The sequence below is a fragment of the Streptomyces sp. NPDC048523 genome (genome assembly GCF_043199815.1).
In the GTDB taxonomy this organism is placed as follows: Bacteria; Actinomycetota; Actinomycetes; order Streptomycetales; family Streptomycetaceae; genus Streptomyces.
Genome location: NZ_JBICWQ010000001.1, coordinates 71,155 through 96,601, shown reverse-complemented (window position 1 = coordinate 96,601; position 25,447 = coordinate 71,155). Strand labels below are relative to the sequence as shown.

22 protein-coding genes and 2 pseudogenes are annotated in these 25,447 nt (G+C 70.1%); 19 read left to right on the top strand and 5 right to left on the bottom strand.

The genetic code is table 11. From position 1 onward, the window contains the following. The first annotated feature begins 461 nt into the window (after positions 1 to 461). The 7 genes from ACGFWE_RS00380 (at position 462) to ACGFWE_RS00350 (ending at position 5,477) form a co-directional block, all read left to right on the top strand. Complete coding sequence (locus tag ACGFWE_RS00380; RefSeq protein WP_393596792.1) at positions 462 to 1,442, top strand: hypothetical protein; 981 nt, start codon at positions 462 to 464, stop codon at positions 1,440 to 1,442. Between the two features lie 71 nt (positions 1,443 to 1,513). After that, on the top strand, positions 1,514 to 2,005 hold the full coding sequence (locus tag ACGFWE_RS00375) for a hypothetical protein (RefSeq protein ID WP_352385660.1): 492 nt from the start codon (positions 1,514 to 1,516) through the stop codon (positions 2,003 to 2,005). An 813-nt stretch (positions 2,006 to 2,818) separates the two neighbouring features. Next, entirely contained in the window at positions 2,819 to 3,877 is a 1,059-nt protein-coding gene (locus ACGFWE_RS00370) for a YihY/virulence factor BrkB family protein (protein WP_393596790.1), read from the top strand. 175 nt (positions 3,878 to 4,052) lie between these two features. Continuing rightward, positions 4,053 to 4,199, top strand: a complete 147-nt coding sequence (locus tag ACGFWE_RS00365) for a hypothetical protein (RefSeq protein WP_393596788.1) — start codon at positions 4,053 to 4,055, stop codon at positions 4,197 to 4,199. A 125-nt stretch (positions 4,200 to 4,324) separates the two neighbouring features. Continuing rightward, positions 4,325 to 4,747 (top strand): phage holin family protein, encoded by a 423-nt coding sequence (locus ACGFWE_RS00360; protein WP_352385666.1) that lies wholly within the window; start codon positions 4,325 to 4,327, stop codon positions 4,745 to 4,747. Further along, positions 4,744 to 5,211, top strand: a complete 468-nt coding sequence (locus ACGFWE_RS00355; protein WP_352385668.1) for a DUF3618 domain-containing protein — start codon at positions 4,744 to 4,746, stop codon at positions 5,209 to 5,211. Before ACGFWE_RS00360 ends, ACGFWE_RS00355 begins: the two co-directional genes overlap by 4 nt. Then, complete coding sequence (locus ACGFWE_RS00350) at positions 5,211 to 5,477, top strand: DUF4235 domain-containing protein (RefSeq protein WP_352385670.1); 267 nt, start codon at positions 5,211 to 5,213, stop codon at positions 5,475 to 5,477. The genes ACGFWE_RS00355 and ACGFWE_RS00350 overlap by 1 nt, the downstream gene beginning before the upstream one ends. Before the next feature lie 162 nt (positions 5,478 to 5,639). On the opposite strand, the gene ACGFWE_RS00345 is transcribed toward ACGFWE_RS00350, so the two are convergent. Beyond that, positions 5,640 to 7,004, bottom strand: coding sequence for an MFS transporter (locus ACGFWE_RS00345; protein WP_393596785.1), 1,365 nt, complete (start codon positions 7,002 to 7,004; stop codon positions 5,640 to 5,642). 87 nt (positions 7,005 to 7,091) lie between these two features. Between ACGFWE_RS00345 and ACGFWE_RS00340 the strand changes: the two genes are divergently transcribed. Further along, positions 7,092 to 8,072 (top strand): ArsR/SmtB family transcription factor, encoded by a 981-nt coding sequence (locus tag ACGFWE_RS00340; RefSeq protein WP_393596783.1) that lies wholly within the window; start codon positions 7,092 to 7,094, stop codon positions 8,070 to 8,072. A 138-nt stretch (positions 8,073 to 8,210) separates the two neighbouring features. On the opposite strand, the pseudogene ACGFWE_RS00335 reads toward ACGFWE_RS00340, so the two are convergent. Then, positions 8,211 to 8,453: pseudogene (locus tag ACGFWE_RS00335) on the bottom strand (hypothetical protein); the annotation flags it as partial. 319 nt (positions 8,454 to 8,772) lie between these two features. Here ACGFWE_RS00335 and ACGFWE_RS00330 point away from each other — a divergent pair. Both ACGFWE_RS00330 and ACGFWE_RS00325 read left to right on the top strand, forming a co-directional pair. After that, the gene (locus ACGFWE_RS00330; RefSeq protein ID WP_393598871.1) at positions 8,773 to 10,203 is read left to right on the top strand and encodes a family 43 glycosylhydrolase; all 1,431 of its coding nucleotides are present in this window, start codon (positions 8,773 to 8,775) and stop codon (positions 10,201 to 10,203) included. Between the two features lie 58 nt (positions 10,204 to 10,261). Continuing rightward, a complete protein-coding gene (locus tag ACGFWE_RS00325) occupies positions 10,262 to 11,713 on the top strand; it encodes a family 43 glycosylhydrolase (protein ID WP_393596781.1) in 1,452 nt (483 codons plus the stop codon). 16 nt (positions 11,714 to 11,729) lie between these two features. On the opposite strand, the gene ACGFWE_RS00320 is transcribed toward ACGFWE_RS00325, so the two are convergent. Next, positions 11,730 to 11,870 carry a hypothetical protein gene (locus ACGFWE_RS00320; RefSeq protein WP_393596779.1) on the bottom strand — a complete coding sequence of 47 codons (141 nt, stop codon included), beginning with the start codon at positions 11,868 to 11,870 and terminating at the stop codon, positions 11,730 to 11,732. Between the two features lie 566 nt (positions 11,871 to 12,436). On the opposite strand from ACGFWE_RS00320, the gene ACGFWE_RS00315 reads away from it, so the two are divergent. The 5 genes and pseudogenes from ACGFWE_RS00315 (at position 12,437) to ykgO (ending at position 15,456) form a co-directional block, all read left to right on the top strand. Beyond that, entirely contained in the window at positions 12,437 to 14,077 is a 1,641-nt protein-coding gene (locus ACGFWE_RS00315) for a serine hydrolase (RefSeq protein ID WP_393596777.1), read from the top strand. 136 nt (positions 14,078 to 14,213) lie between these two features. Continuing rightward, a complete protein-coding gene (locus ACGFWE_RS00310; RefSeq protein ID WP_393596775.1) occupies positions 14,214 to 14,741 on the top strand; it encodes a winged helix-turn-helix domain-containing protein in 528 nt (175 codons plus the stop codon). 77 nt (positions 14,742 to 14,818) lie between these two features. After that, positions 14,819 to 14,981 (top strand): annotated as a pseudogene (rpmG, locus tag ACGFWE_RS00305) (50S ribosomal protein L33). 46 nt (positions 14,982 to 15,027) lie between these two features. Next, complete coding sequence (locus ACGFWE_RS00300) at positions 15,028 to 15,288, top strand: type B 50S ribosomal protein L31 (protein WP_393596773.1); 261 nt, start codon at positions 15,028 to 15,030, stop codon at positions 15,286 to 15,288. A gap of 45 nt (positions 15,289 to 15,333) precedes the next feature. Beyond that, the gene (gene ykgO, locus ACGFWE_RS00295) at positions 15,334 to 15,456 is read left to right on the top strand and encodes a type B 50S ribosomal protein L36 (protein ID WP_352385688.1); all 123 of its coding nucleotides are present in this window, start codon (positions 15,334 to 15,336) and stop codon (positions 15,454 to 15,456) included. 128 nt (positions 15,457 to 15,584) lie between these two features. On the opposite strand, the gene ACGFWE_RS00290 is transcribed toward ykgO, so the two are convergent. Next, positions 15,585 to 15,764 (bottom strand): hypothetical protein, encoded by a 180-nt coding sequence (locus ACGFWE_RS00290; RefSeq protein ID WP_393596771.1) that lies wholly within the window; start codon positions 15,762 to 15,764, stop codon positions 15,585 to 15,587. Between the two features lie 107 nt (positions 15,765 to 15,871). Between ACGFWE_RS00290 and ACGFWE_RS00285 the strand changes: the two genes are divergently transcribed. From ACGFWE_RS00285 to ACGFWE_RS00270, 4 genes are all read left to right on the top strand, one after another. Next, the gene (locus ACGFWE_RS00285; RefSeq protein ID WP_393596769.1) at positions 15,872 to 18,730 is read left to right on the top strand and encodes a SpoIIE family protein phosphatase; all 2,859 of its coding nucleotides are present in this window, start codon (positions 15,872 to 15,874) and stop codon (positions 18,728 to 18,730) included. Between the two features lie 64 nt (positions 18,731 to 18,794). Further along, positions 18,795 to 20,360 (top strand): sugar ABC transporter ATP-binding protein, encoded by a 1,566-nt coding sequence (locus tag ACGFWE_RS00280; RefSeq protein ID WP_393596767.1) that lies wholly within the window; start codon positions 18,795 to 18,797, stop codon positions 20,358 to 20,360. Further along, positions 20,357 to 21,484: an ABC transporter permease gene (locus ACGFWE_RS00275; protein WP_393596765.1), complete on the top strand. Its 1,128-nt coding sequence runs from the start codon at positions 20,357 to 20,359 to the stop codon at positions 21,482 to 21,484. Before ACGFWE_RS00280 ends, ACGFWE_RS00275 begins: the two co-directional genes overlap by 4 nt. Positions 21,485 to 21,552: 68 nt before the next feature. Beyond that, entirely contained in the window at positions 21,553 to 22,725 is a 1,173-nt protein-coding gene (locus ACGFWE_RS00270; RefSeq protein ID WP_393596763.1) for a substrate-binding domain-containing protein, read from the top strand. Between the two features lie 40 nt (positions 22,726 to 22,765). Here ACGFWE_RS00270 and ACGFWE_RS00265 read toward each other — a convergent pair whose 3' ends face one another. Next, positions 22,766 to 25,342, bottom strand: coding sequence for a SpoIIE family protein phosphatase (locus ACGFWE_RS00265; protein ID WP_393596761.1), 2,577 nt, complete (start codon positions 25,340 to 25,342; stop codon positions 22,766 to 22,768). Between the last annotated feature and the right edge of the window lie 105 nt (positions 25,343 to 25,447).

Here is a 25,447-nt window from a genome sequence, read left to right as displayed (position 1 = left end):
TCAGGACACGGACGCCGGGACACGGATCATCGGACCCGAGCATCACGAAGGCCCGGGTGGACGCGGGCTGCGCGCCACCGCCATCGACCACGGCGCCCGCCTCGGCATCCACGCCCACCCCGTCCAACGCCCGTCCGGTGCCCGCGGGTTCGCGATCATCCCGAGACGGTGGACCATCGCGCGCAGCATCGGCTGGCTCATGCACCGCCGACGTCTCGCCCGCGACTATGAACGCCACTCCCGCAACAACCCCAGAACACGACGTGCACCGAGCCCGGCAGCCCCGTCGGCTCCCGTGAGGACGCAGCGCCGGGCGTACTGGAAGACGGTGCGTGCGCCGCCGTCGTATGACTCCAGGTGCAAGAAAACAAATCCACGGTCCACGTCATACGGACGTGCCTTCCAGGGCGTCAACGGTGCGTAAGAGCAGCCCAGTTGGACTTCGCCCGGGAAGGATGCCGATGAAGCGCGCCGACGCCTCACGCTGGACGGTGGTAGCGATTGGACGCAGCACAGCACGCGCGACCGCCACGGTGGGTGTGATCGCCGCACTGGCCTGCCTCGCCCTGACCGGCTGCACGGCAGACACCGACGCGGCCCAGCGCACCTCACCGGCCGCCCGGGTCAAGGCCGCCACAGTCGGCGAAGACCTCACCCTCGCGCAGGAGCTGCGGATCGCGGATGCCGAGCAGCGCCTGATCAAGCGGTGCCTGAACCGGCAGGGCTTCACGTACTGGGAGGCGGAGCGGCCGAGTCTGGAGGAAAGCCGGACGCTCGGCTATGTGGCGGACGATGTCGCCTGGGCCCGCAAGCACGGGTACGGCAGCCGTATCGCGGCCAAGGAAGACCGCGCACGGCTCACCAACCCCAATCTCGTCTACCGCAAGGGCCTTTCCGAAGAGCGGCGCAAGGCGTACGACGACGCTCTGGACGGGGGGATCGACGCGCCGGAGATCACCGCGGAGCTCCCGAACGGTGCCACCATCAGCCGACAGATGGGCGGATGCGTGGCCGAGGCCGAGAAACGGCTGTACGGAGATCCGAAGGCGTGGTTCCGGGCCAACAAGATCGCCTCGAATCTGCAGCCGCTCTACGTCCCCCAGGTGATGCGGGACAAGCAGTTCGTCGCGGCGCTGCGCGTCTGGTCGACGTGCATGGAACGCGCGGGCCATCCCTACAAGGACCCTGGAGCGGCACGTCAGGCAGCGAAGGAACGGGCGTTGCGCAGCACGTCCGACGAGACGTTCGCAACCGAGCGACGGCTCGCCGTCGCCGACGCCACCTGCGCCCGCACCGCATCGCTGGCAGCCATCGGCAAGGAACGCGAGAAGCACTACGTGAACGCCTTGCTCGGCCGGTACGGCCAGGCGCTGGACACGAGCCGCCGTATCGAGCGCGAGGCATACGTCCGGGCGGCAGGCATCGTCGGCCCCCGGACCTGACCCACAGATTTCCACGCTGGTCCAACAGAGGACCGGTGCGCCTCAAACGAGGCAGACAAATAGGGAGAATCATGCGAAAGTTCGCTTCAGCCGCCGCAGTCATCGGGCTGGCGGCACTCGGTCTGGCGGTACCGGTCACCTCCGCTCAGGCCTCGGTCCAGGGAGCCGGTTGCAACGCGAAGTGGCCGGGACGGGACGGGTACGTCCGCGCCTGGGCCGACCCCGACTGCCAGGGCACCCTGCTCGGTGCAACCCAGGGCAACGACGCCAACTGGTCCGACAACGAAGGCCCGTTCACCAGCGGTGACCAGAACCAGGCCTCGTCCGTCATGAATAGCGGAACGATCGGCGGCAAGGACGTCGTAGCCTTCTACTACCTTCCCGGACAGAGCGACGTGAGCGGGTACACCTGCCTCGCACCGGGCGAGAAGTACGCCGACAACCTGACCGACAACAGGTTCCAGAGGCGCGACGGCAGCACCGTCGGACCCGTGGACGACAACATCATGTCCCACGTGTGGGTCACCGCCACCGCCTGCGCCTCCAACTCCTGGCTCACCTGACCTGACATGTCACTCACGCCCGGGGGCGCCACCGCCCCCGGGCCGCCCCCACTCGGCGGACCACGCCGCGCCGGCCGGCTTTCCCGGGCCCGGGGCCGCCAGGGCGGTCGGGGTCGGACAGGTAGGACCATACGAAGAGCTGTGCCGGGAGCTGGGCGCCTGCGCTGTCATGTCGGTGGGCCGGTCCGTCCCATTCGACAGCACGACCAGGTCCAGGACGTCGTCCGGAGGGAGCCGCAGTTCGCGCTCGTCTTCCCACGCGGCACGTTCGGGAGTCCAGAATCCCGGCGCACCGCGCTGCGACCGGTGCGAGCCGCCCTGGGCTACCTCGGGCCAACCGCGCACGGCTGCCGTCATCGCACTGGAGCGTGATGACCGCAGGCGCATCTGCCGGATCGAGCCCGCACTCCTGGAGGGTCTCTGGCGTGCCTTCGACCTCGCCGATGCCCGCCCCGACCTGCTGCACCAGGAGCTGGCCGACTCCTGAACGAGGTTCGAGCCCAGAGCGTCCTTCCCGCGCCGCCGAGCTCCAGAGGCTCTGTCCATCCTCGGGCGCATCGACACGATCTCCAGCGCGGCGTTCTTCGCCGTTGGCGGTGCAGGCGAGCGCCGGACGCGGCGTCGCCGTCGTCGCCGAGCAGTTCGCGGCCGGCGTCGACGTAGTCGGTGAGCTCGGCCCAGACGGCAGGGGTGGTCGGTGCGCCGTGGCCGGGAAGGATCGTGCCGTACTCGGTCTCGGTGGCGAAAGCGAAATATTGTGATTTGTGGTGAATTAGGGGTGTGAGGGCACGGGCGCCCGGCTACCCGGACTCCATGGTGCGGACTATGAAACGGCATGGAAGGCACGACAGTCACGCGGCGACCGACCAGGAGGCCGGGGCCGGGCGGGGGACGCAAGCCGGGCCAGGTGAGCAGGTGGAGCGGCAGGCGCCGGACACTCCGACGGATCTGCCCAAGCGCTCCTGGGGGGCGGTGCTGAAAGGCACTTTGAAGGAGTTCAAGAAGGACGAGCTGACCGACCGGGCGGCGGCGCTGACCTACTACGGGATCCTGGCGCTGTTCCCGGCACTCTTGGCGCTGATCTCGCTGCTGGGGATCGTCGGACAGTCGGTGACGCAGCAGGTGCTGGACAACATCCAAAAGCTCGCCCCGGGTGCGGCGCGCGACGTCCTTACCAACGCGGTCAAGCAGATGCAGGGCAACGCCGGCATCGGCTCCGTCATGGCGATCGTGGGTCTGGTACTCGCGGTGTGGTCGGCGTCCGGATATGTCGCCGCCTTCATCCGCAGTGCGAACGCGGTCTACGACGTCCCGGAGGGTCGCCCGGTGTGGAAGGTGCTGCCGGTGCGCGTCGGCGTGACCGTGGTGCTGATGGTCCTCGCGGTGGTCAGTGCGGTGATCGTGGTGTTCACCGGGGGTCTGGCTCGCGAGGTCGGCACGGCGCTCGGTGTCGGGGACACGTTCTTGACGGTGTGGTCGATCGCGAAGTGGCCGGTGCTGGTCCTCCTCGTCACGCTCATGATTGCGATCCTGTACTGGGCGACGCCGAACGCCCGGGTGCGCGGCTTCCGCTGGATCACCCCGGGCAGCTTCCTGGCACTGATGATCTGGATGGTCGCCTCGGCCGCCTTCGCGCTGTACGTGGCGAACTTCGCCTCCTACAACAAGACCTACGGCACGTTCGCCGGAGTGATCATTTTCCTGGTGTGGCTGTGGATCACGAATCTGGCGATCCTGCTGGGCCTGGAGTTCGACGCCGAAATGCACCGCCAGCGCGCCGTGGCCGGCGGTCACCCGGCCGGGAAGGAGCCGTACGTGCAGCCGCGGGACACCCGTAAGTGGGACGAGGAAGACCGCCGCCGCCTCGACTGAGGCGGCGGACCGCCGCGCCGGGCCTCACCCCGGGCTCTGGTCAGGCCGGTGATCGCGTAGGGCCGCCCTGGCTGCGACAGGCAGCGCCCGCGGTGCAGGAAGCGGCCGAGCACGAGCACGCCAATCTCCGGCGGGCGGCAGCCGCAGCGATGGCCGCCTTCGGCGGGTGGCGGCCATGAAGGCGGCACAGGTGCTGTCGCTGTCCGACGCGGTCGTCAAGCCGCTGTACCAGCGGCGCCGCGCGCCCGCGGAGTGCGTGCCGCAGGAGGATGTGGCCGCTCAGCGCGTGCACAACCCTCCGACGTGGCCGCCGGAGCAGTGATCGGACTGGCCGTGGCCACCCTGGTCCGGGGTGCCCGTCATCTGCCGTGGTGACGGGCGGTGATGCGGGGCGGCCGGGGTACTCGGCAGCAGGTCGGACGGTGGGATGAAGGAAGGTGAGCACTCATGACAGCAGATGGTCCTGCCCGCGCCCCGGGCAGCAGCGCGCAGGAACCGGTGGGCGAACTGGTCCAGCGTGCCTCGCAGCAGCTCTCCCAGCTGGTCCGCGACGAGATGCGGCTGGCGCAGGCGGAGATGACCGAGAAGGGCAAGCGGTTCGGCAAGGGCGGCGGCCTGTTCGGCGGCGCCGGCCTGATGGGGGTGCTCACCCTGCAGGCCCTGGTGGCCACCGTGATCGCCGCACTCTCGCTCGTTATGGACGTGTGGCTGGCGGCGCTGATCGTCACCGGCGTGCTGGCAGCCGTCACCGCGCTGATGGCGGTGCTCGGCAAGCAGCAGGTCAGAAAGGCATCCCCGCCCATGCCCGAGAAGGCGGTGGACGGCGTCAAGGCCGACGTGGCCGAGATCAAGGAGAGGGCACAGCGATGACCCAGGACAACCCGCAGCCGGGCGAAGAGGCAGCGCCTTCCCCGGAGGAACTGCGCAAGCAGGTCGAGGCGACCCGTGAGGAACTCGGCGAGACCGTCGAGGCGCTCGCCGCCAAGACCGACGTCAAGACGCGCGCGGCGGAGAAGACCACGGCCGTGAAACAGCAGGTCACCACCAAGACCACACACGTCACGGCCCAACTGAAGGACAAGGCCACGCAGGCGGCCCACGCGGTGCAGGACAAGACCCCCGAACCGGTGCGCGCCAAGGCCGCCGCGGCCACCGAACAGGTACGCCACCAGGCCGTGCACCTTGGCGAGCTGGCCCGGGACAAGGCGCCGCAACCGGTGCGGGAGAAAGCCGACCAGAGTATCCAGGCGGCCCGCGCCCACCAGGCCCCGCTGCTCGCCGCAGCCGGCGCACTCATCGCGCTGTTGCTCATCCGCCGCGCCCGGAGGCACTGATGAAAGCCTCGAAGATCGCCTACAAGCCGGTCGGCCTGGCCATGGGCGCCCTCAGCGGCGTCCTGGCCGGCGGACTGTTCAAGCAGGTCTGGAAGAAGCTCGGACATGAGGAAGACGCCCCGGACTCCACCGACGAGCACCGCACCTGGCGCGAGGTGGTGTCGGCGGCCGTGCTGCAGGGAGCGATCTTCGCCGGTGTGAAAGCCGTCGTCGACCGTGGCGGAGCCACCGCCACCCGCCGCCTGACCGGAACCTGGCCCGGCTGACGCGCACAACGAGGTGGCAGGGCCGAACCGTACTCCCGTGAGTGTGCGCCATGCCGCGGCAACCCGGCGTCGGGGCAATCTCCTCCCCGCGGGATGTCGTCAGGTCTGGCTCCGCCCCGGTAGCTCAGGCCGTGAGCCGCCACGAATCTGCCCTGCCTCGGGTCATCGGTCAGTCTGCCGGCGTCGAGCGCGCTCAGCAGCTCGTTCGGGTCGGTGTCGAGGCCGACTACACGCATGCTGTTCGCCGCCGTTCTCTGATCCCGTTGGGTAGTCCGGGACGGGGACCGGGGAGGCGGGCCGGTGCCAGCAGAGAATCCAGCCCGCGGTAAGCGCCGCCGCGCCGCCTGCCAGGGCGATTGCGCCGCCTGTGCCGATGCCTGCGGCCACCGAGCCGAAGCAGGCCGGCCCGACGCCCTGCAGCGTCATGCTGCCGGAGCCGAGCAGACCGAAGGCCTGACCCTGGCCATCCTTTGGCAGGGCGTCCAGGAACGGCCGTTGCAGGCCGAGACCGTAGGCGAATCCGAAGCCGCAGAGCAGCAGCAGACAGGACGAGACGCCCACCCCGGGTTCGGCGGCGAAGCCGAGCAGCGGCAGTCCCATCAGCGCGATCAACGGGACTACCAGTCGCTCCCGGGTGAGCGGCCGTAGGAGTCGGCCCACCAGCAGGTCACCGACCAGCATGCCGACCGGCAGACAGCCCATCAGCACCGCGTACCGGCCGGGCGCGAAGTGACGTCCTCCGGCGTAGGCGACGATCAGGCCTTCCGCGCCCGCTACGAACGCGGGCGGTAGCCACTGGGCCAGCATCAGCCGTCGCACCGTGTGTCCGCGCAGCAGCAGGCCGGCACCGTGCACGCTTGCCCGGACGGCCCCGCCATCGCCCCGAGTGCTGCCGGGTGTACCGCCGAACTCTCCGGGCTGCAGCCGCGGTAGCCGCATGCGGATAGCGAGGGCGCAGCCGAGGTAGAGGGCGGCGCTTACCGCGAGCGCCCGGTGCGGGCCGAGTACCGCGACGGCCGCACCTCCCAGCGCCAGGCCGAACAATTGCGCGCCGGAGGCAGCGATGTTGTTCAGTGAACGGCCCAGTACATAGGCGTCGCCCTCCAGCGACTGCGCGACCAGCCGACTCGACGCGCCGTGAAACACCGGTGTGGCGAGGGCGACCAGCGCCACGACACCGAGGCTTGCCGCGATCGGCATCCGCACCAGGGCGGGCAGCAGGGCGGCGAGGCACGTCAGGGCGTAGCCGCCGGTGATGAGCGCGCGGGGCGGCAGTCGGTCGGCCAGTGAGCCCAGCAGCAGTGAGCCGAACAGCTGCGGGATGAAGCCGATACCGAAGGCCAGTGCGCTCAGCAGCGCGGAGCCGGTGGCCGAGAAGACCAGCACCGAGAACGTGGTGATCCGCAGCGCGTCCGCAGTGATCGCGACGGTGCGGGTTGCGAAGAGCAGCCGGAATCGCGGCTCGGCCAGCACCTCCCGGTAGGTGGCACGGTGGTTGCCCTGCGCGGGTACGGCGGTTGGGGTCATGGCGTTCAGCCTCGCCGTGTGCCCACGCCGCTCACCAATGATTCGTCGCTGGACGAATCAAACAGACGCCCGGGATAGCCTGGCAGGGTGCTGCGCTTCGAAGTCTCGGTCGAGGACCTGCTGCGCAGCCGCTTCGCGCTGTCGCCCGCACTGGACCTCTGCTTGCTGCTGCGCTCGCTCGCCGGCCACGACCGGCCGCTGCCGCGCGCCTGGGCCGCCCGGCTCCTCCCGGCCTTTGAACGGCTTCGCCGCGAGACCGAACTGGATGCCGCCCTCGCCCTGCACAACCCGCAATCCGGGCCGAACTTCGTCGCCCCGCCTCCGCGCGGCCTCAACCAGACCTGGGCGGACGACCTGGCCATGATCCGGGCCACACCGCTGGAAGCGGCCCGCCACGAATTCGTCCCCACTGCGGTCGGCCCGTCTGCCCGTCATCCCCACGTACGCGCTGTGTTGGACTCGCCGGACGCCGTCTCCAGGATCGCCGAGGCGATGGACCAGGCGTGGCACGAGCTGCTCGCCCCGGACTGGCCGCAACTGCGCGCGATCTGTGAGCGCGATGTCGTGCACCGGCTGAGTGTGATCGGCGAACACGGATGGGCCACGACCATCGAGAGCCTGCACCCGAGCATCGCCTGGCAATCCGGCGGCATCGAGATCGGCCACTTCCCCCAAGTCGGAACAGTCCGCCTAGTCGGCGACGGGCTCCTGCTGATCCCTTCGATCTTCGTCGGGAACATCGCCGCCCACCTGGAAGACCCCTGGCCCAGGACGTTGGTCTATCGTGCCCGCGGCACCGCCGCCCTGTGGGGCGAACAGGAGACCGTCCCCCAACCGGACGCGCTGACCGCTCTGGTCGGCCGGGCCCGGGCCCGGCTGCTGGTGGCGCTGGACGCCCCGGCCAGCACCAGCCACCTCGCGCGAAGCCTCGCCATGGCACCCGGCGCGGTAGGAGACCACCTCGCCATCCTGCGAGGCGCGGGACTGCTCGTCCGCGCCCGGTCCGGACGGTCGGTGCTCTACCGGCGTACCCCGCTCGGCGAGGCACTGGTCGCCGGTTCGGGCTGAGGGCTCAGATCGGCACGCGAGTGCTGACGGACCTACTCGGTGTCCGCTGTCGTTGCGGCGATCGGGCAGGTGAGGTTGACGGACATAGGGAGCATCTTCTTCGCGGGTGACGTCGGCGGCGAGTTGGAGGGCGGCGGCGAGTTGGCGGTTGTCGACGCCGTCGAAGAGGTGGCTGTCGTGGATGAGGAAGCGTGGCCGCAGCCGTGGCGGTGGGCGAGGACGGCGAGGGTCAGGTCGAAGCAGAAGATGACCATGCTGCTGATGGCGCGGCTGTCGTCGCTGCGGAGGTGGGGGTGGATCTGGAGGCTGTTGGGGCCGGCTCCGAAGGCGAGGCAGGCCCCGCGGCCCTGTCCGTAGAGGCGTTGGGCGTACTGGGAGCACAGCAGGGTTGCCTCGGCGGTCTGCTCGACGCGTTCGTCGAAGTCCGTGGTGACGGCTTGCTGTAGCTGCAGCGGTGGCGCAGTCTCGGAGCGCTGACAGGCCGCATCTCGGTGCGGTTCACGGGATGAAGTCACGCAGGCGAAGTGCATGTGACGAAACCGTTGACGGAATCATTACCCCCGCTTATCTTCTGATCGAGTTTGCGAACAGCGTTCGAAATTACGGACAGGGACGGTCCCGCATGCCAAAGATGTCAGAGCAGCCCCCCGCCAGACGCCACAGGTCCCTCATCCTGTGCGTGCTCGCCGTACTGATCGCCATGGTGTCGGCGACGACCCCGGCCACCGCCGCCGAGGGCCGCCCGTACACCAACCCGATCAAGTCGCAGAAGGGCGCCGACCCCTGGCTCGAGTACTACGACGGCAACTACTACCTGGTCACCACGTCCTTCACCGGTGTGCTGACCATGCGGAAGTCGCCGACCCTGGCCGGACTCTCCACCGCCGCCAGCGTCCAGATCTGGAGTGACACCACCCCCACCCGCAACACCAACATCTGGGCACCCGAGATCCACTTCTTCGACGGCCACTGGTACCTGTACTACTCCGCGGCGCAGAGCGGTGTCGCCTGCTGCGACTCCCAGCGCACCCACGTCCTGGAGAGTGCGGGCACCGACCCCATGGGCCCGTACACCTACAAGAATCAGCTCAGCGGCTCCAACCTCACCCCCGGCGGCTGGCTCATCGACGCCACCGTCCTGCAGAACAACAACAAGCTGTACCTGATCGGCAGCGGCTACATCAACGGCAGTCCGCAGAGCCTGGTCATCGCGCCGATGAGCAACCCGTACACGCTGGCCAGCAGCACCTTCACCGTCATCTCCAGCCCCACCGCGAGCTGGGAGACCTCGGGGGCCGCGGTCAACGAGGGACCCGAGCCGCTCTACCACGACGGCCGCACCTTCCTCACCTTCTCCGCCAGCTACTGCCAGACCGCGGACTACAAGCTGGGCCAGCTGGAACTGACCGGCACCGACCCGCTGAACCCCGCCTCCTGGACGAAGAAGTCCACGCCGGTCTTCCAGCGCAACGACGCGGCGAGTGTCTACGGCCCCGGCCACAACGGCTTCTTCACCTCGCCGGACGGCACCGAGAACTGGATCGTCTACCACGCAAACGACACCGCGAACGGCGGCTGCGGCAACGGCCGTACGACGCGGGCGCAGAAGTTCACCTGGAACGCGGACGGCACGCCGAACTTCGGCACCCCGGTCGCGCTCGGCACCACGCTGCCCGGCCCCTCGGGCGAGACGGCGACGACCCCGACCGCGTACACCCTGGTGAACCGCAACAGCGGCAAGTGCCTGGACGTGGAGGGCGGCAACACCACGGACGGCACCAACATCTTCCAGTGGAGCTGTACCGGCGGCGCCAACCAGAAATGGCGCGTCGAGGACCTCGGGAACGACACCAGCCGACTGGTCAACGTCGCCACCGGCAAGGTCATGGACACCGCGAACTGCGCGACGGCCGACGGCACGGACATCTCCCAGTGGTCCTGGCTGAACAACAACTGCCAGAAGTTCCGACTGGTCTACACGGCCACCGGCGACTACGTGCGGATCGTGAACGAGAACAGCGGCAAGGTCGCCGACGTCGCCAACTGCGGCACCACGAACGGGACCGACGTACGGCTGTGGACCTGGCTGAACAACAACTGCCAGCAGTGGCGCCTCGTCCCCACGACCTGACCGCCCTCCGCATCCCCGCATCCCCGCATCCCCGCATCCGCAATCTGGAGCAACTCCCTTGAGACGCAACGCCGTACGGCTGCTCGCGGCCGTCCTCTTCGCCCTGGTGGGCTGTCTCGCCGGGCCCGGCACCGCCGCCCACGCGGCCGTGCCCGACTCACCCGCCGTGACCTACACCAACCCGATCGCCGAGAAGCGCGCCGACCCGCACATCTTCAAGCACACCGACGGTTACTATTACTTCACCGCGACCGTTCCCGAGTACGACCGCATCGTGCTGCGCCGGGCGACCACCATCCAGGGCCTGTCGACGGCCCCGGAGACCACGATCTGGACCAAGCACGCCAGCGGCGTGATGGGCAACCACATCTGGGCACCGGAGATCCACTACATCGACGGCAAGTGGTACGTGTACTTCGCCGCCGGCTCCACCAGCGACCAGTGGGCGATCCGGATGTACGTCCTGGAGGGCACTGGCGCCAACCCGCTCACCGCGACCTGGGCCGAGAAGGGCCAGATCAAGACCACGTGGGAGAGCTTCTCCCTCGACGCCACCACCTTCGTCGTGGGCGGCGTCCGCTACCTCGCCTGGGCCCAGCGCAACCCGGCCGAGAACAACAACACGTCCCTGTTCATCGCGAAGATGGCCAACCCCTGGACGCTCACTGGCACTCCGGCGGAGATCTCCCAGCCCACGCTGTCCTGGGAGACGGTCGGCTACAAGGTCAACGAGGGTCCGGCGGTGATCGAGCACGGCGGCAAGGTCTTCATGACCTACTCGGCCAGCGCGACCGACGCCAACTACTGCCTCGGTATGCTGACCGCCTCGTCGACGGCCGACCTGACCAGCCCGGCGTCCTGGACCAAGGGCTCCCAGCCGGTGTTCAGAACGAGCGAGGCGACCTCGCAGTACGGGCCGGGCCACAACTCCTTCACCGTCTCCGAGGACGGCAAGTCCGACGTCCTCGTCTACCACGACCGCAGCTACAAGGACATCACCGGCGACCCGCTGAACGACCCCAACCGCCGCACCCGCGTGCAGAAGGTGTACTGGAAGGCCGACGGCACCCCCGACTTCGGCATCCCGGTCGCCGACGGAGTCACCCCGCAGCGCTTCTCGTCGTACAACTTCGCGGACCGCTTCATCCGCCACTTCGACTACCGTGGCCGCATCGACGCCAACGTCAGCCCGCTGGCGGACTCGCAGTTCCGTGCGGTCACCGGCCTGGCCGGCAGCGGCACCGTGTCGCTGGAGTCGGCCAACTTCCCCGGCTACTACCTGCGGAGCAACGCGAGCTTCGAGATCCGGCTGGAGAAGAACGACGGCACGGCCCAGTTCGCCTCCGACGCCACCTTCTCCAAGCGGGCGGGTCTGTCCGACTCGGCCGGCGTCTCCTACGAGTCGTACGGCTCACCCGGCCGCTACGTCCGCCACTTCAACTACCTGCTGTACGTGCAGACACCGACCACGGCCACGGACCGGGCGGACGCCACGTTCTACGCCCAGTAACACCTGCGGACGGCTCTCACCGGGGCCGCGGACCGGTGGCGAAGGCAGCCTCGAAGGGGCGCTCGTCGACCAGGCCGCGGCCCCGGGGCGGGCCGTTCAGTACCGTGCGTACGGCGGTCCGGTCGGAGGAGACGAGGACGCCGGAGTGGTCACCCATGACCAGGCACCCGGTAGTGGCAGCCGTCGTCGGGAGTGTGCGGACACGCCCCCCACACGTCGAACGGGTCGAGCAGGTCGTCGCCCCGCCGGTCGACGCGGTGGACCTCGGCGTCGGAGGCGTGTCGCGTCGGACCTGCACCGAACGGGCCGAGCCCCACAGGGCACCCGGGTTGACCCGGTCCGGGTGGATCTCCAGCAACCACGCCGAGTGCCTCCAGTCGCCCGCTGCACGCCGTGGCCCCGCGTCTGCCGTGGTGGGCGGGCGCGGGGCCGTTGGTGGGTGTCTCAGCGGGAGGTGAGATTCCAGAGGTGTCGGCGGTGCCGTTGTCGGTCCACGGGCCTCCTCGTTGCCGGGTGCCATGCGGTGATCGTTCATACCATCCACGATCGGCCCTGGCACGGGGCCGGAGCGGCCCTTTCTCCAAGGGGTGCGGTGAGGCAATCGATCGCATGTTTGCAGGCGCCGGAGAATTCACAGTCGGGCGAGCGTGACGGCGCACGCCGGATACCCGAACGGCCTGGCAGGGCGCGACGAGTGCCGCGGGAGAGGTTCCCATGGAACACATGTCCCGACTCGACACCGCATGCCCCCGCTCCTTTCGCTCCGCCGCGGCACTGGGCCTGGTCGCGGCGCTGGCCGTCGGCTGTACCGGTTCCGATGCCGGCACCACCGCCGCGGTCGGCCGTGCGGCCGTCGGGACGTCGCCGCTGCCCACCGTCCCACCCGCCCAGCCACCGTCACAGCTCACCCGGGCCGAGGTCGAGACCGCGGTGGGCCGGCTGGACGACGTCGTACGGGACGCCATGCGCCGCACCGGTGTGCCCGGAGTCGCCGTGGGCGTGGTGCACAACGATGAGGTCGTGTATCTGAAGGGGTTCGGCTTGCGGAACGCGGGCACGAAGGACCGGGTCGGACCGGACACCGTCTTCCAGCTGGCCTCGGTCTCCAAGCCCATTGCGTCCACCGTGGTCGCCGCGGCCGTGGGCGAGAAGACCGTCGGCTGGGACGACCCGGTCGTCGACCACAGCTCCGGCTTCGCGCTGAAGGACCCGTGGGTCACCCGCCATGTCACGCTGGCCGACCTGTTCTCGCATCGCAGCGGACTGCCCGACCACGCCGGAGACGTCCTGGAGGACCTCGGCTACGACCGCTCGTACATCCTGGACCACCTCCGCTACGAACCGTTGGCTCCCTTCCGGGCCCACTACGCGTACACCAACTTCGGGCTGACCGAAGCCGCGGTCGCCACGGCGCGAGCGGCGGGGACCAGCTGGGAGAAGCTGTCCGCCGACAAGGTGTACCGGCCGCTGGGGATGAACTCCACCAGCTCTTCCTTCGCCGACTACGAGAAGGCGGACAACAAGGCCGACCTGCATGTGAGGACCGGGGACACCTGGCGTGCCGAGCATGTGCGCGACGCGGATGCCCAGAGCCCGGCGGGCGGGGCCAGCTCCACGGCCCGGGACATGACGAAGTGGCTGCGTCTGCAACTGGGCAACGGCACGTTCGATGGGCGGCAAGTCGTCGACGCCGATGCGCTGGAGCAGACCCACGTGCCCCACATCGTCTCCCAGCCGCCGCACTCGCCCGCGGGCAGGACCGGGTTCTACGGGCTCGGCTGGAACGTGAGCTACGACGACCAGGGCAGGCTCAAGCTCGGCCACTCCGGCGGCTTCGCGCTGGGGGCGGCCACCAACGTCGCGTTGTTGCCCTCGGAGAAGCTTGGCATCGTCGTCCTGACCAACGGAGAGCCCGTCGGCGTGCCCGAGGCGATCTCCGAAACGTTCCTCGACACCGCGCAGACGGGCGGACCGACCCTCGACTGGCTGAAGTTCCTCGGGCCGATCTTCCAGCAAGCCCTGCAGGGGGAACACTCGAAGGTCGACTACAGCAAGCCTCCGGCCTCGCCCGCACCCGCCAAGGCAGACAGCGCCTACACCGGAACGTACGCCAATGACTACTACGGCCCGCTCACCGTCAGCGCCCAAGGTGGCGAACTCACCATGCAACTCGGACCCAAGAAGCAACGGTTCGTCTTGCGCCACTACGACGGTGACACCTTCAGCTACCGCACCACCGGCGAAAATGCCGTCGGCCTGTCCGGCGTGACCTTCACCGTCGGGTCGGGCGGACGCGCTGACAAGGTTCGGGTCGAGAACCTCGACACGAGCGGTCTCGGCACCTTCACGAGGAACGACCACTGAGGGTCGGCCTGGGGTGACGGTGATCTCGTGGGTGGGTGTATCCCTGTGTCATGCGGTATCCCGGTGGGGGTGGCCTGACCGCGAAACGGGTGCGGAGTCCCTTCGGGCCATAGGCCCGTAGGGACAGCCATCCAGGATGAAGCCGGGCTGGCGCGAGTGGCTGGCCCTGAAGTTGGAGAAGGGGCCGACCGCACACGGCTGGGTGGAAGACCAGCGGTGGACGCCGGCCCGAATCTCCACGGTGATCGCTCGACGCTCCCATGTCCGCTTCAGCCCGGCGCAGACCTGGCGCGTCCTGCACCGGATGGTGGACGGTGCAGATCCCGGCCCGCCGGGCCGCCGAACGCGACGAAGACACCGTGACCGGCTGGATCAAGGAGACCTGGCCACGGGTGGAAAGGCGTTGAGGGGCCAGGACGCGTGGCGAGGCCACAGGCCCTTGCCGCCCTGGACGAGGTCGCCGAGCGGGACCTCGTACGCCAGGTCGCCTCCACGCGAACAATTCCGGTTCCGCCATCCGCTGGTGCGGGCAGCGGTGTGTCAGGAGGCGGGCGCCGACTGGCGGATCGAGGCGCACACCCGGGCCGCGGACGGCCTGGCTCTGCAAGGGGCACCGCTGACGGCCCAGCCCTGCGGTTGCTGCGGCAGCCTGATTCGGGAATGACGCGCTGGACGGCCTTGTTACCACCATTGCATGACATGACCGAGTCAAAGCACTCGGTGGTGGTGGAAGGAGTCCTCATGGCACGCAGCACCACGCGGCCCGTCGTCACGCTCAGGTCGACGGCCGGCACCGGAGTCACCTACGTGACGCAAGAACCGTCTGACCAACCCCGACCGGCTGGTCGTGCGCAAGTACGACCCGGTGGCCGACAAGCACGTCCTGTTCCGCGAGCAACGCTGACACCCGCCTCGGTCGGCGACCGAGGTTTCGCAAGGAGGCACCACCCATGAGGTCCGGCATTCACCCCATCTCCCGCCCCGTTGTCTTCCGCGACCGCGCGACGGGCTTCCAACTGCTCACCCGCTCCACCCTCGACACACAGCGCACGGTGGAGTGGGAGGACGGCACAACGTACCCGGTCGTCGACGTGGACATCTCGTCCGCGAGTCACCCGTTCTACACCGGCGCCTCGCGGGTCGTGGACACCGCGGGTCGAGTGGAGCGCTTCGAGCGACGCTACGGCCGTACCGCGCCCGTCCGTCTCTGACGGCCGAGCAGTCCGACCCCTGCAAGACCCGGCAAGGAGGCCGCCATGAAAGTACGCAAGTCGCTGCGCTCGCTGAAGGCCAAACCCGGCGCTCAGGTGGTGCGCCGACGCGGCGTGACCTTTGTGATCAACAAGAAGGAGCCCCGCTTCAAGGCTCGCCAAGGCTGACGCCACCGCGCAGCACCTCAGCGGCCCGGCACCGTGCTCGCGGTGCCGGGCCGCTGCCAAAATGCACGGCAGGGACTGAGGCCCGGCTTCGGCCATGCGTACCAGCGTGCCGACGGCGATCTCGCGCATCACGTTGACCAGGGCGGTGCCGCCGGCGATGTGACGGCCGGCGTCTTGCGGCCCGCGTCGAGGGTTTGCCGGGTGTCGGCAGCCGAGGAGCAGACGGTGCAGTCGACGCCGGACATGATCTGGCCGGAGGTGCGGTAGCCGCACGGGAAGGCGTCCTGCGGCGCCCGTCCGGTTGTCATGGCTGAGGGGCCTTACGAACCATGACGGGCGTTCATAATCCCCGTATCCTCGTCAATGCCCGATAATTTCGATATATGGATTATCCAATGTGTGAGTGAGGCGGAGCGTGGGTCGGTCCGGTGGTGAACCGATACCGACGGGGCGTGCGACAGACGGCACGAGGCCCGCCAGCTTCCGTGTGCGGTTTCTGCAGGGGGAGCAGGTCGAGGGGGGTGTCCGGACGTCGATCCTGCGCTCCTGGCAGCGTTGCCGGTCCCTGGGACTGTCGCCGGACCAGAACGACCTTCCTTTCCGGGAGGATTTCGATCCGGACGGCCGACTCGTCCACGCGTCCGTGCCGGTGCTCGACCGGCTGCAGGCCACATTCGCCGGCAGCGCCATGAACATCTCCGTCGCCGATGCGAGCGGGACGGTTCTCCTGCGCCGTTTCGGAGAGATGTCGCTGGCCCGAAGCCTCCCTGCGATACAGAGCGTCCCGGGGTTCGTGTTCGCCGAGCACGTCGCCGGCACCAACGGCATCGGCCTCGCCCTGGCGGAGCGGCAACTCATCCGGGTCTACGGTGCCGAGCACTTCGCCGAGCGCTCCCAGGGCAGCGCCTGTCGCGCGCTTCCCGTCCGGGATCCACTCAGCGGCCGCATCGAGGGTGTCCTGTGCTTCGGATATCCGCGCAGCGTCGAGGACCCGACGCTGGACCTGGTGATACGCCGGGCGGCCGGGGCCATCGAGCGGCGGCTGCTGGGGCAGAGTTCCGCGCGTGAGCGCGCTCTGCTGCGGGCTTACCAGGACACCGCGGCCGAAGTCGCCGGCCGTTACCGCAGCGTCGGCGTGGATGAACTGGCATTCGAGCTGCACCCCCGGGACCAGGCGATCATCATGGAGAAGGCCGCCGAGCTGATCTCCCGCGCGCAGCGGGCCGCAGTGGACGTGCCCCTGTCCGACGGCCGTCATGTCACGCTCGTGAGCCGTGCGATGACCACTGCCTCCGGCGTGGAGGGCATCGCCATCGAGGCCGTCCTTCCCGCCCCCTTGCAGAGCGAGCCTTTCACCGTGCCGCACCATGTCGACAAGCCGGTGGGCCTCCCCGCCGAGCCTGCCGCCACCTCCGCTGCCCTGGCGTCAGGCGCCGTTCCCGGCCTCGTGGTGCCCGGGCATCTCTCCGTGACGGTATCCGGCCAGGTCACCACGGTCGGCGAAGGCGTCACGACCGCCGATGCCGACGGCACGACGTCTGGTCACCCTGACTCCCCGCTTCCCGCGCGAGGGCTCGTGATGGTGGGGGAGCCGCACGTGGGGGCGTACGCCCTGGCCGCGCGACGACGCCTGGAACTGCTGTCCGAGGCCAGTGCCCGCATAGGCACCAGCCTGGACGTGCGCCGCACCGCCGAAGAACTCGCCGAGACGGCGGTGCCGCGACTGGCCGACTTCGTCACCATCGATCTGCCCGAGCCCGTACTGCGCGGTGAGGAGTCCGCGTCTGCCCGCCGTGACCTGCGCCGTACCGTCGTCCACGGCATCCGCGCCGACTGTCCCTTCCATCCCGTCGGCCAGCAGATCGACTACGGCCCGACCACCCCTCAGTCGCGGTGTCTGACCAGCCGCGAGGCAGTGCTGGAACCGGACCTCAGGGCCGCCGCGGGCTGGCTCCCGCAGGACCCGGAGCGCACCGCCCAGCTGCTGGGCCACGTCCACTCCCTCATCGCGGTACCCCTGGTCGCCCGCGGCGTCGTCCTGGGCGTCGTCACTTTCTACCGTGCACAGGACCCCACTCCCTTCGGGGACGACGACCGCTCGCTGGCCCAGGAACTCGCCACCCGCGCCGCCCTGTCCATCGACAACGCCCGGCGCTACACGCGTGAACGCAGCATGGTCCTGGCCCTGCAGCGCAGCCTGCTCCCGCACGGCCTGCCCGACCAGGACGCCGTGGAGGTCGCGCATCGCTATCTGCCCGCCGAATCCGACGTCGGCGGAGACTGGTACGACGTCATCCCGTTGTCCGGCACCCGCATCGGCCTCTTCGTCGGCGACGTCGTCGGCCACGGCATGCTCTCCGCCGCCACGATGGGCCAGCTTCGTACCGCCGCACGCAGCTTCGCCGAGCTCGATTTCCCGCCGGACGAAGTCCTCACCCACCTCGACAACCTCGTGGGACGCCTGGACAGGGAGGACCCCGCTTCCGACGGGACCGGAACCATCGGCGCGACGTGTCTGTACGCCGTCTACGACCCGACCTCGCAGCAGTGCACCATGGCCCGCGCCGGTCACCCGCCGCCCGCACTGGTCCACCCCGACGGCCACGCGTGGTTCCCCGACCTGCCCGCCGGGCCGCCCCTGGGCCTCGGGGGCCTGCCCTTCGAAGGCGCCGAGATCCACCTCCCGGAAGGCAGCCAACTGGTCCTCTACACCGACGGACTCATCGAGGACCGGCACCGCGATGCCGATGTAGTCCTCGACCAGCTGCGCGGGGTCCTGGCCCACCAGCCGGAGCGCTCACCCGAGGACACCTGTCAGGCGGTCCTGGACACCGTGGCTCCGGCCCATCCGTACGACGACGTCGCTCTGCTCGTCGCCCGCACCCACGCCCTGGACCCCGGTCGGATCGCCACCTGGGAGCTGGCCGCCGACCCGGCCCTCGTCGGAGAGGTCCGCGGTTCCGCCACCCGACAGCTGGCCGACTGGGGGCTCGACGAGGCCGTGTTCGCCGTTGAACTGATGCTGAGCGAGCTGGTCACCAACGCCATCCGGCACGGTGCCGGACCCATCCGGGTACGGCTGCTCCACGGCCGTACCCTGATCTGCGAGGTCTCCGACACCAGCAACACCGCCCCGCACCTGCGCCGGGCGGCCAGCACCGACGAGGGCGGCCGCGGACTGTTCCTCGTCGCCCAGTTGGCACAGAGCTGGGGTACCCGCTACACCCCGGAAGGCAAGGTCATCTGGGCCGAATGCGGGCTCGACGGCCCGTGAGGTCCGAGCGGGGCGGCTGAGCCGTCCGGGATTGCGACGGTTCGCAAATGTCCGCTATCTAGACATGTGTCCGGCTAGCATCGCCCATGACAGTCGGGAACAATCGCCAAGCCCATCACCGGAGACGTCCGTGGAACCTCTGGTCCGCGTCCGCGGCCTCGCCAAGCGGTTCGGCGGTACCCTCGCGCTGGCCGGGGTCGATCTGGACGTCCACGCCGGCAGCGTCCTCGCCCTTCTCGGACCCAACGGAGCCGGAAAGTCGACGCTCATCAAGGTCCTCGCCGGCGTCCACCACGCCGACACAGGGCGGATCACCGTGGACGGTCACCCGCTCGGCAGCCAGGCCGCCTCTCGCAGCATGTCCTTCATCCACCAGGATCTCGGTCTGGTGGACTGGATGACGGTCGCGGAGAACATCTCCCTGACCGCCGGCTATCCGCGGCGCGCCGGACTGATCTCCTGGCGGCGGAACCGGGAGCGCTGCATCGAAGCCCTCAGCATCGTCGCCGGGCACCTCGACCCCGACGCACCGGTCGCCGGGCTCGCCCCGGCCGAGCGTTCACTGGTCGCCGTCGCACGAGCCCTGGCGGCACAGGCGAAGCTCATCGTCCTCGACGAACCGACCGCCCGCCTCCCCGCCGCGGACTGCGCCCGGCTGTTCGGTGTCCTGCACACCCTGCGCGACCGGGGCCACGGCATCCTCTACGTGAGCCACCGCCTTGACGAGGTGTACGAGGTCGCCGACACCTTCGCCGTCCTGCGCGACGGCCGTCTCGTCAGCCACGGCGCACTCGCGGGCCGGAGCCCTGCCCGCCTGGTGCACGACATCGTCGGTGAGGAGCCGACCGACCACCACCGCCTCAGGGCCCCGGCCCGCGGCCCGGCCGTCCTGAGCCTCGACGGAGTACGGACTGCCAGTGCGGGACCGGTCAGTCTGGAGCTCAGGACCGGGGAAGCCCTGGGCCTGGTCGGCCTCTCGGGCGCCGGACACACGGACCTCGGCCGAGCCCTCGCGGGTTCCCGGGCCCTCCACGGGGGACATGCCCTTCTCGACGGTCGCCCCTACCGCCCCCGTACGGTCGCCGACGCCGTCGCCCTCGGTGTCGCGCTCGTGTCCGGCGACAGACAGCAGGAGGGCTGCCTCGCTGACCTGACCGTGCGGGAGAACCTCCTCGCCAACCCCCGTGCGCAAGGCGTGCCCGCGCTGCGCTGGATCAGCCCCCGCCGCGAACGCGCCGAGGCCACCCGCCTGATCGAACGGTTCTCGGTGCGCCCCCGCGACAGCGAGGCCCCCGTCGCCACCCTGTCCGGCGGAAACCAGCAGAAGATCATGATCGGCCGGTCGCTCCGGGCGGGCCTGCGTCTGCTCGTGCTCGAGGAGCCGACCGCGAGCGTGGACGTCGGCGCCAAGGCAGCGATTCACCGCCTGCTCGACGAGGCACTGGCCGACGGCCTCGCGGTTCTGCTCATCTCCACCGACTTCGAGGAGGTGGTGGATGTGTGCCGACGTGCCCTGGTCTTCGTCCGCGGGGCCGTGACGGCCGAGCTGAGCGGTCCGGACCTCACCGTCGCCGGGCTCACCCGGGCGGCTTCGTCCATGCCACCGCGCGGAAGCGTGCCGAATCCGTGACCGCCTCGCCCCCGCCCGTCCCCTCCTCGCCCCGGCCGAAGGGACCCGGCCGACGAGGCAGGCCGAGTCGCCCGGCCCGCCTGCGCGGCCCGGGCGGGCACCTCATCGGCGCCTACGGCCTCCTGGCCCTCACCGCCCTGCTCTTCCTGATCTTCTCCCTCACCCTGCCGCGCACCTTTCCCACCCGGGACACCGTCGACTCGATCCTGTCCACCCAGTCGATCCCGGCCCTTCTCGCGCTCGCCGCCATGGTCCCCATCGTGACCGGCGCGTTCGACCTCTCCATCGGCTACGGCCTCGGCCTGGCGCACGTCATGGTGATGCAGCTCGTCGTCAACGCCGGGTGGCCCTGGCCGCTCGCCTGCCTCGCGGTGATCGCCGGAGGGGCGGTCGTGGGCGTCCTCAACGGCGTCATCGTCGAGTTCGGCCGGATCGACTCGTTCATCGCCACTCTCGGGACCGGCAGCATGATGTACGCCGTGACCGGCTGGATCACCGGCGGCGGCCGGATCGTTTCCGGCCCGCAGGGCCTCCCGGCCGCCTTCACCGACACCTACGACTCCGAGTTCCTGGGCCTTCCGGTCCCCGCCTTCTACGTGCTCGCCCTCGCCGTCGGCCTCTGGCTGGTGCTGGAGCGGCTGCCGCTCGGCCGGTACCTGTACGTCGTCGGCTCGAACCCGCGCGCGGCCGACCTCGTCGGCATCCCGACCCGCAGGTACCGCATCTACGCGTTCGCCGCATCGGGGCTGATCGTCGGCTTCGCCGGTGTGCTGCTCGCCGCCCAGCAGCAGATCGGCAACCCGAGCGTCGGGCTCGACTACCTGCTGCCCGCCTTCGTCGGTGCCCTGCTCGGCTCCACCGCGATCAAACCCGGCCGCCCCAACGCGATGGGCACCCTCGTCGCCGTCGCCGTCCTCGCGGTGGGTCTGACCGGCATCGCCCAGATGGGCGCCGACTTCTGGACGGTCCCACTGTTCTACGGCGGCACCCTGCTCATCGCCGTCGGCCTGGCCGGCTACTCCGCGCGCCGCCTGCGCAGCGGCACCGTCCGGGCCCGCGACGCGCCCGCCGTACCACCGTCCTCCCCGACGCGGGAGGGCGGTGCGACACCCACCTCTCCATGAATGACGTCATGGGCACCACCGGAGTGCTTCCGACCACATCCTCCCGCTCATCCCCGCGAGGAGCTCCCGTGCACCGCAACCGCACCGCCGCCCCCGGCCCGCTCAAGACACGGTCCGTCACGACCGCCCTGCTGGCTCTGGCTGCGGCAACCGTCCTGGCCGGCTGCGAACGCGGCTCGTCGAGCGGCGACCCAGAAGGTTCCGACACGGGTCCGAGCGGCTGCCCCGCGGTCCACGCAAGAGCCCGGGCCGCCGTCGGACAGGCGCAGAAGACGGCCGTGCCCTGGAACGGACCGACGAGCGGCCCGTCCGCGACGTCCGGCAAGACCATCGTCTACGTTGCTCAGACCATGACCAATCCGGGAGTCGCGGGCGTCGCGGAAAGCGTCAGGGCAGCCGCACGGGTCATCGGCTGGAACGTCCGGGTGATCGACGGTGGCGGTACCCCGGCCGGCATCGAGGCGGCGATGAGCGAGGCCGTGACTCTCAAGCCCTCGGGCATCCTCATCGGAGGCTTCGACCCGGGCTCCACCTCGCAGCAGGCCGCGCGGGCCGACGCGGCACGCATCCCGCTCGTCGGCTGGCACGCGGTCGCTGCCCCCGGACCCAGTCGGCGGCCCCGGCTCTTCACCAACGTCACCACCGAGGTCGAGGACGTGGCCCGGGTCAGCGGGCAATGGGTCATCGCGAACTCCAACGGCCACGCCGGGGTCGTGGTCTTCACCGACGCCTCGATCCCCTTCGCCAGGAACAAGTCCGAGTTGATCAGGAAGGAGCTCGCCACCTGTCCGGGCGTGAGACTGCTGGCGTACGAGAACATCCCCCTCCCGGACGCGAGCAGCCGCACCCCGCAGGAGATCTCCTCGCTCCTCGCCCGCTTCCGGAGCAGGTGGACCCACTCCGTGGCCATCAACGACCTCTATTTCGCGGATGCCGCCCCGGCGTTCCGCGCGGCCGGCACGAAGGGTTCCGGGCCGCCCTTCAACATCGGCGCGGGGGATGGCGACCCCTCGGCCTTCCAGCGCATCAACGGCGAGCAGTACCAGGCGGCCACGGTGCCCGAGCCGCTGTCCTTGCAGGGCTGGCAGATCGTCGACGAGTTCAACCGCGCCTTCTCCGGCCGTCCCGCCAGCGGATACGTAGCCCCGGTCCACATCACCACGGCCGACAACAGCCGCGGTGCCACGACATGGGACCCGTCGGGCTACCGGGAGGCGTACCGGAAGATCTGGGGAAGGTGACAGCGGCGCCATTGCCGAGTCTTCGCCCAGCTCGCACCGGTCATGGCTGCGGACCGAACCCAGCACCTGTGGACGGTGGTTCCGCGGCCGTCTCCGCCGACGGGGCGTACTCGGTGAGCAGGAGCGCGATGTCGTCCATCCTGTCGGGGGACCGGCAGGCATCCTGCAACAGCCCGTCGGCCAGATCCTCCAGGCGGCCCCCTCCCCTGCGGGCCAGCGAGATCCGGAGCCTGCCGATGTCGGCCACGATGTCGGAGCCGCGCCTCTCGACGAGCCCGTCGGTGTACAGGACGAGGACCGATCCGGGCACGAGGTGCATCCGCGCCTCCGGATAGTCGGGCATCGCCTCCACGCCGAGCAGCGGGCCGCCCGGTACGTTCAGGATTTCGGCGTGTCCGTCGGGCAGACGCAGCAGGGGCGGGCAGTGGCCCGCGCGGACGATGCGCACGACACCCGAACGGGGATCGAAGAGGGCGTAGCAGCAGCTGGCGAGCAGTGCGGGATCGAGGTCCAGATGGAGCCGGTTGGTACTGGCGACGACGTCACTCGGCCGATGGCCGGCGGTGACGAAAGCCCGCATCGCGCTGCGCAGCTGACCCATGGCCGCCGCGGCGGCCACGTTGTGTCCCTCGACGTCCCCGACGATCAGCGCGACCTCGTCGCCGACGGGGATGACGTCGTACCAGTCGCCTCCGATGTCCATCCCCCTGGTGCCCGGGACATAGCGCCCGGTGACGCGGAGGCCCGGCAGCGTGGGCAGCCGGTGGGGCAGCAGCCCGTTCTGCAGGCCGCGGGCGAGGGCGAATTCGGCGTCGTAGAGCCTGGCGCGTTCGAGGGCCTGGGCGATCAGGCCGCCCAGCGCGGTGAGCACGCCACGCTCCTCGTCGGGGAACCGGTGGACGTCGTCGAAAGCGAGCATGCAGGCGCCGACCGGGCGGTTGGAGGCGATCAACGGCAGGAACGCCCAGGAGTTCGAGCGGCCGACCAGAGTCCCGGGATACGTCTCGAGGAGCTCCTCCCGGGTCTCGACGAACAGCGGGGCCCCGGCGGTCAGCGCGTCCGTCACGGGCAGTCGGGCATGCAGCGGGGTCCCTTCGAACGCAGCGAGAAAGCGCTTCGAGTAGCCGCGCTGCGCGAGCAGATGCAGGCGCCGCTCCTCCACGACGGCCATCGCCAGCTTCTGGCCGCCGAAAGCGGGCAGAAGCTGATCGGCGACGGCGTCGAACACTTCGTGCGCGGTGACCGCTCCGGTGAGGGCGCTGCCCAGCTGGAGCACACGGTAGAGGGCTCCCAGACGGGGAGCCGTGGGCGCAGGTGACAAGGAGACGGGCGGGCCATCCTCCGCCACGAACGTCCCGGGTCCGGCCCCGTCGGGCAGCGGCTGCCGCACGTGTGCCGCCCACCCCGTCATGCCCTGCCCGCCGGGGTGCAGGGAGAAGACGAGCCACTCGTCGGGTGGACGGCGGACCAGGAAGGAGACCGGTTGCTGGGAGACCACGGCTGCCCGGTAGCGGTCCTCGTACACGGGATCGGCCAGCCAGGGCAGCACGTCCCAGGGCCGTTGGCCGAGCAGTTCTTCCTGACGGACCCGGAGCAGACTCTCGAGACTGTGGTTGGCGTAGGTGACACGTCCGTCCGGGGAGAGAGCGAAGAAGCCGTCCGCGAGCCGCTCCAGCGCGGCCATGGCAGCCATGCCGCTTCCGGAGTCGAGCACGGCGCCGACCAGGTGTGACGCCGTCTGTGGTTCGAGCGGGTTCTCGGGCACCCGGCCCCACAGCTCGACGGTGTGAAGCCTCCCGCCGCCGTCCCGGATGCTCACGCAGTGCGCGAGCACATGGCCCTCCTCGACCGCGGCACGCGCGGCGGACCGGAAGCCGGGCAGGTCCGCCGGTTCGATTCTGGCCGCCAGGGTGGCCATGCGCCCGTCGAACTCGCGGGGCGCGATACCGAAGATCGCGCACAGCTCGTCGTCGGCCGTGACGGCTTCGGTGTCGAGGTTCCAGTCGAACAGGCCCACCCGTATCAGCGGAGCGGACGGCATCGGGACCACCACCGGAGCCGTCCGTTCGTCCCATGCGCCGAGCTGTCGGTGGGCGCTCAGACCGGCGAGTACGGTGCCCAGACGGTCGGCCGCGGAGCGCAGCTGCCGGCGCTGCGCCCTCGACAGCCCCGTCCGGTCGGCCCCCGGCGTCCACAGCACGGCCATGGCCCCGAAGGTCCGCCTGCCCGCTCGCACGGGCACCGAGGCAGAGCCGAACGGGTAGGGCACCGCGACCGAGAGCTGGGGGAAGCGCCGCATCGTCTCCTCCGCGTCGGCCAGGTGGACCATGCGCCCCGAGCGGTATGCCTCCGCCACCGGAATGCGGCTGTCGACCGGGATCCGGCGCCACCCGCCCAGGAGGGAGGGTGGCGTCCCGCAGGCCGCGGCCAGCACCAGGGAGCGATGGTCGCCGGAGAGCAGGAACACGCTCGCGGCATGCGCGCCGGTCACCTCCGCGGCGCTGACGGCGGCGCCGAGCAGCGCGTCATCACGCTCGGGCGCTTCGCCGGCACGTGTGGTGCCGAACGGGTACGAGCTCGATGCCTCACCGTCGGCCGACACGTTGCCCTCGATCACCCTGGGATGCTTTGTTCCATTTTAGGCTGGATTGCGGCTCGCTGTGGCCGGATCACAGCAAGTCTGCTGCCGCCGGGCGGGGCGACGGTCCGTTCGTGAGCCACG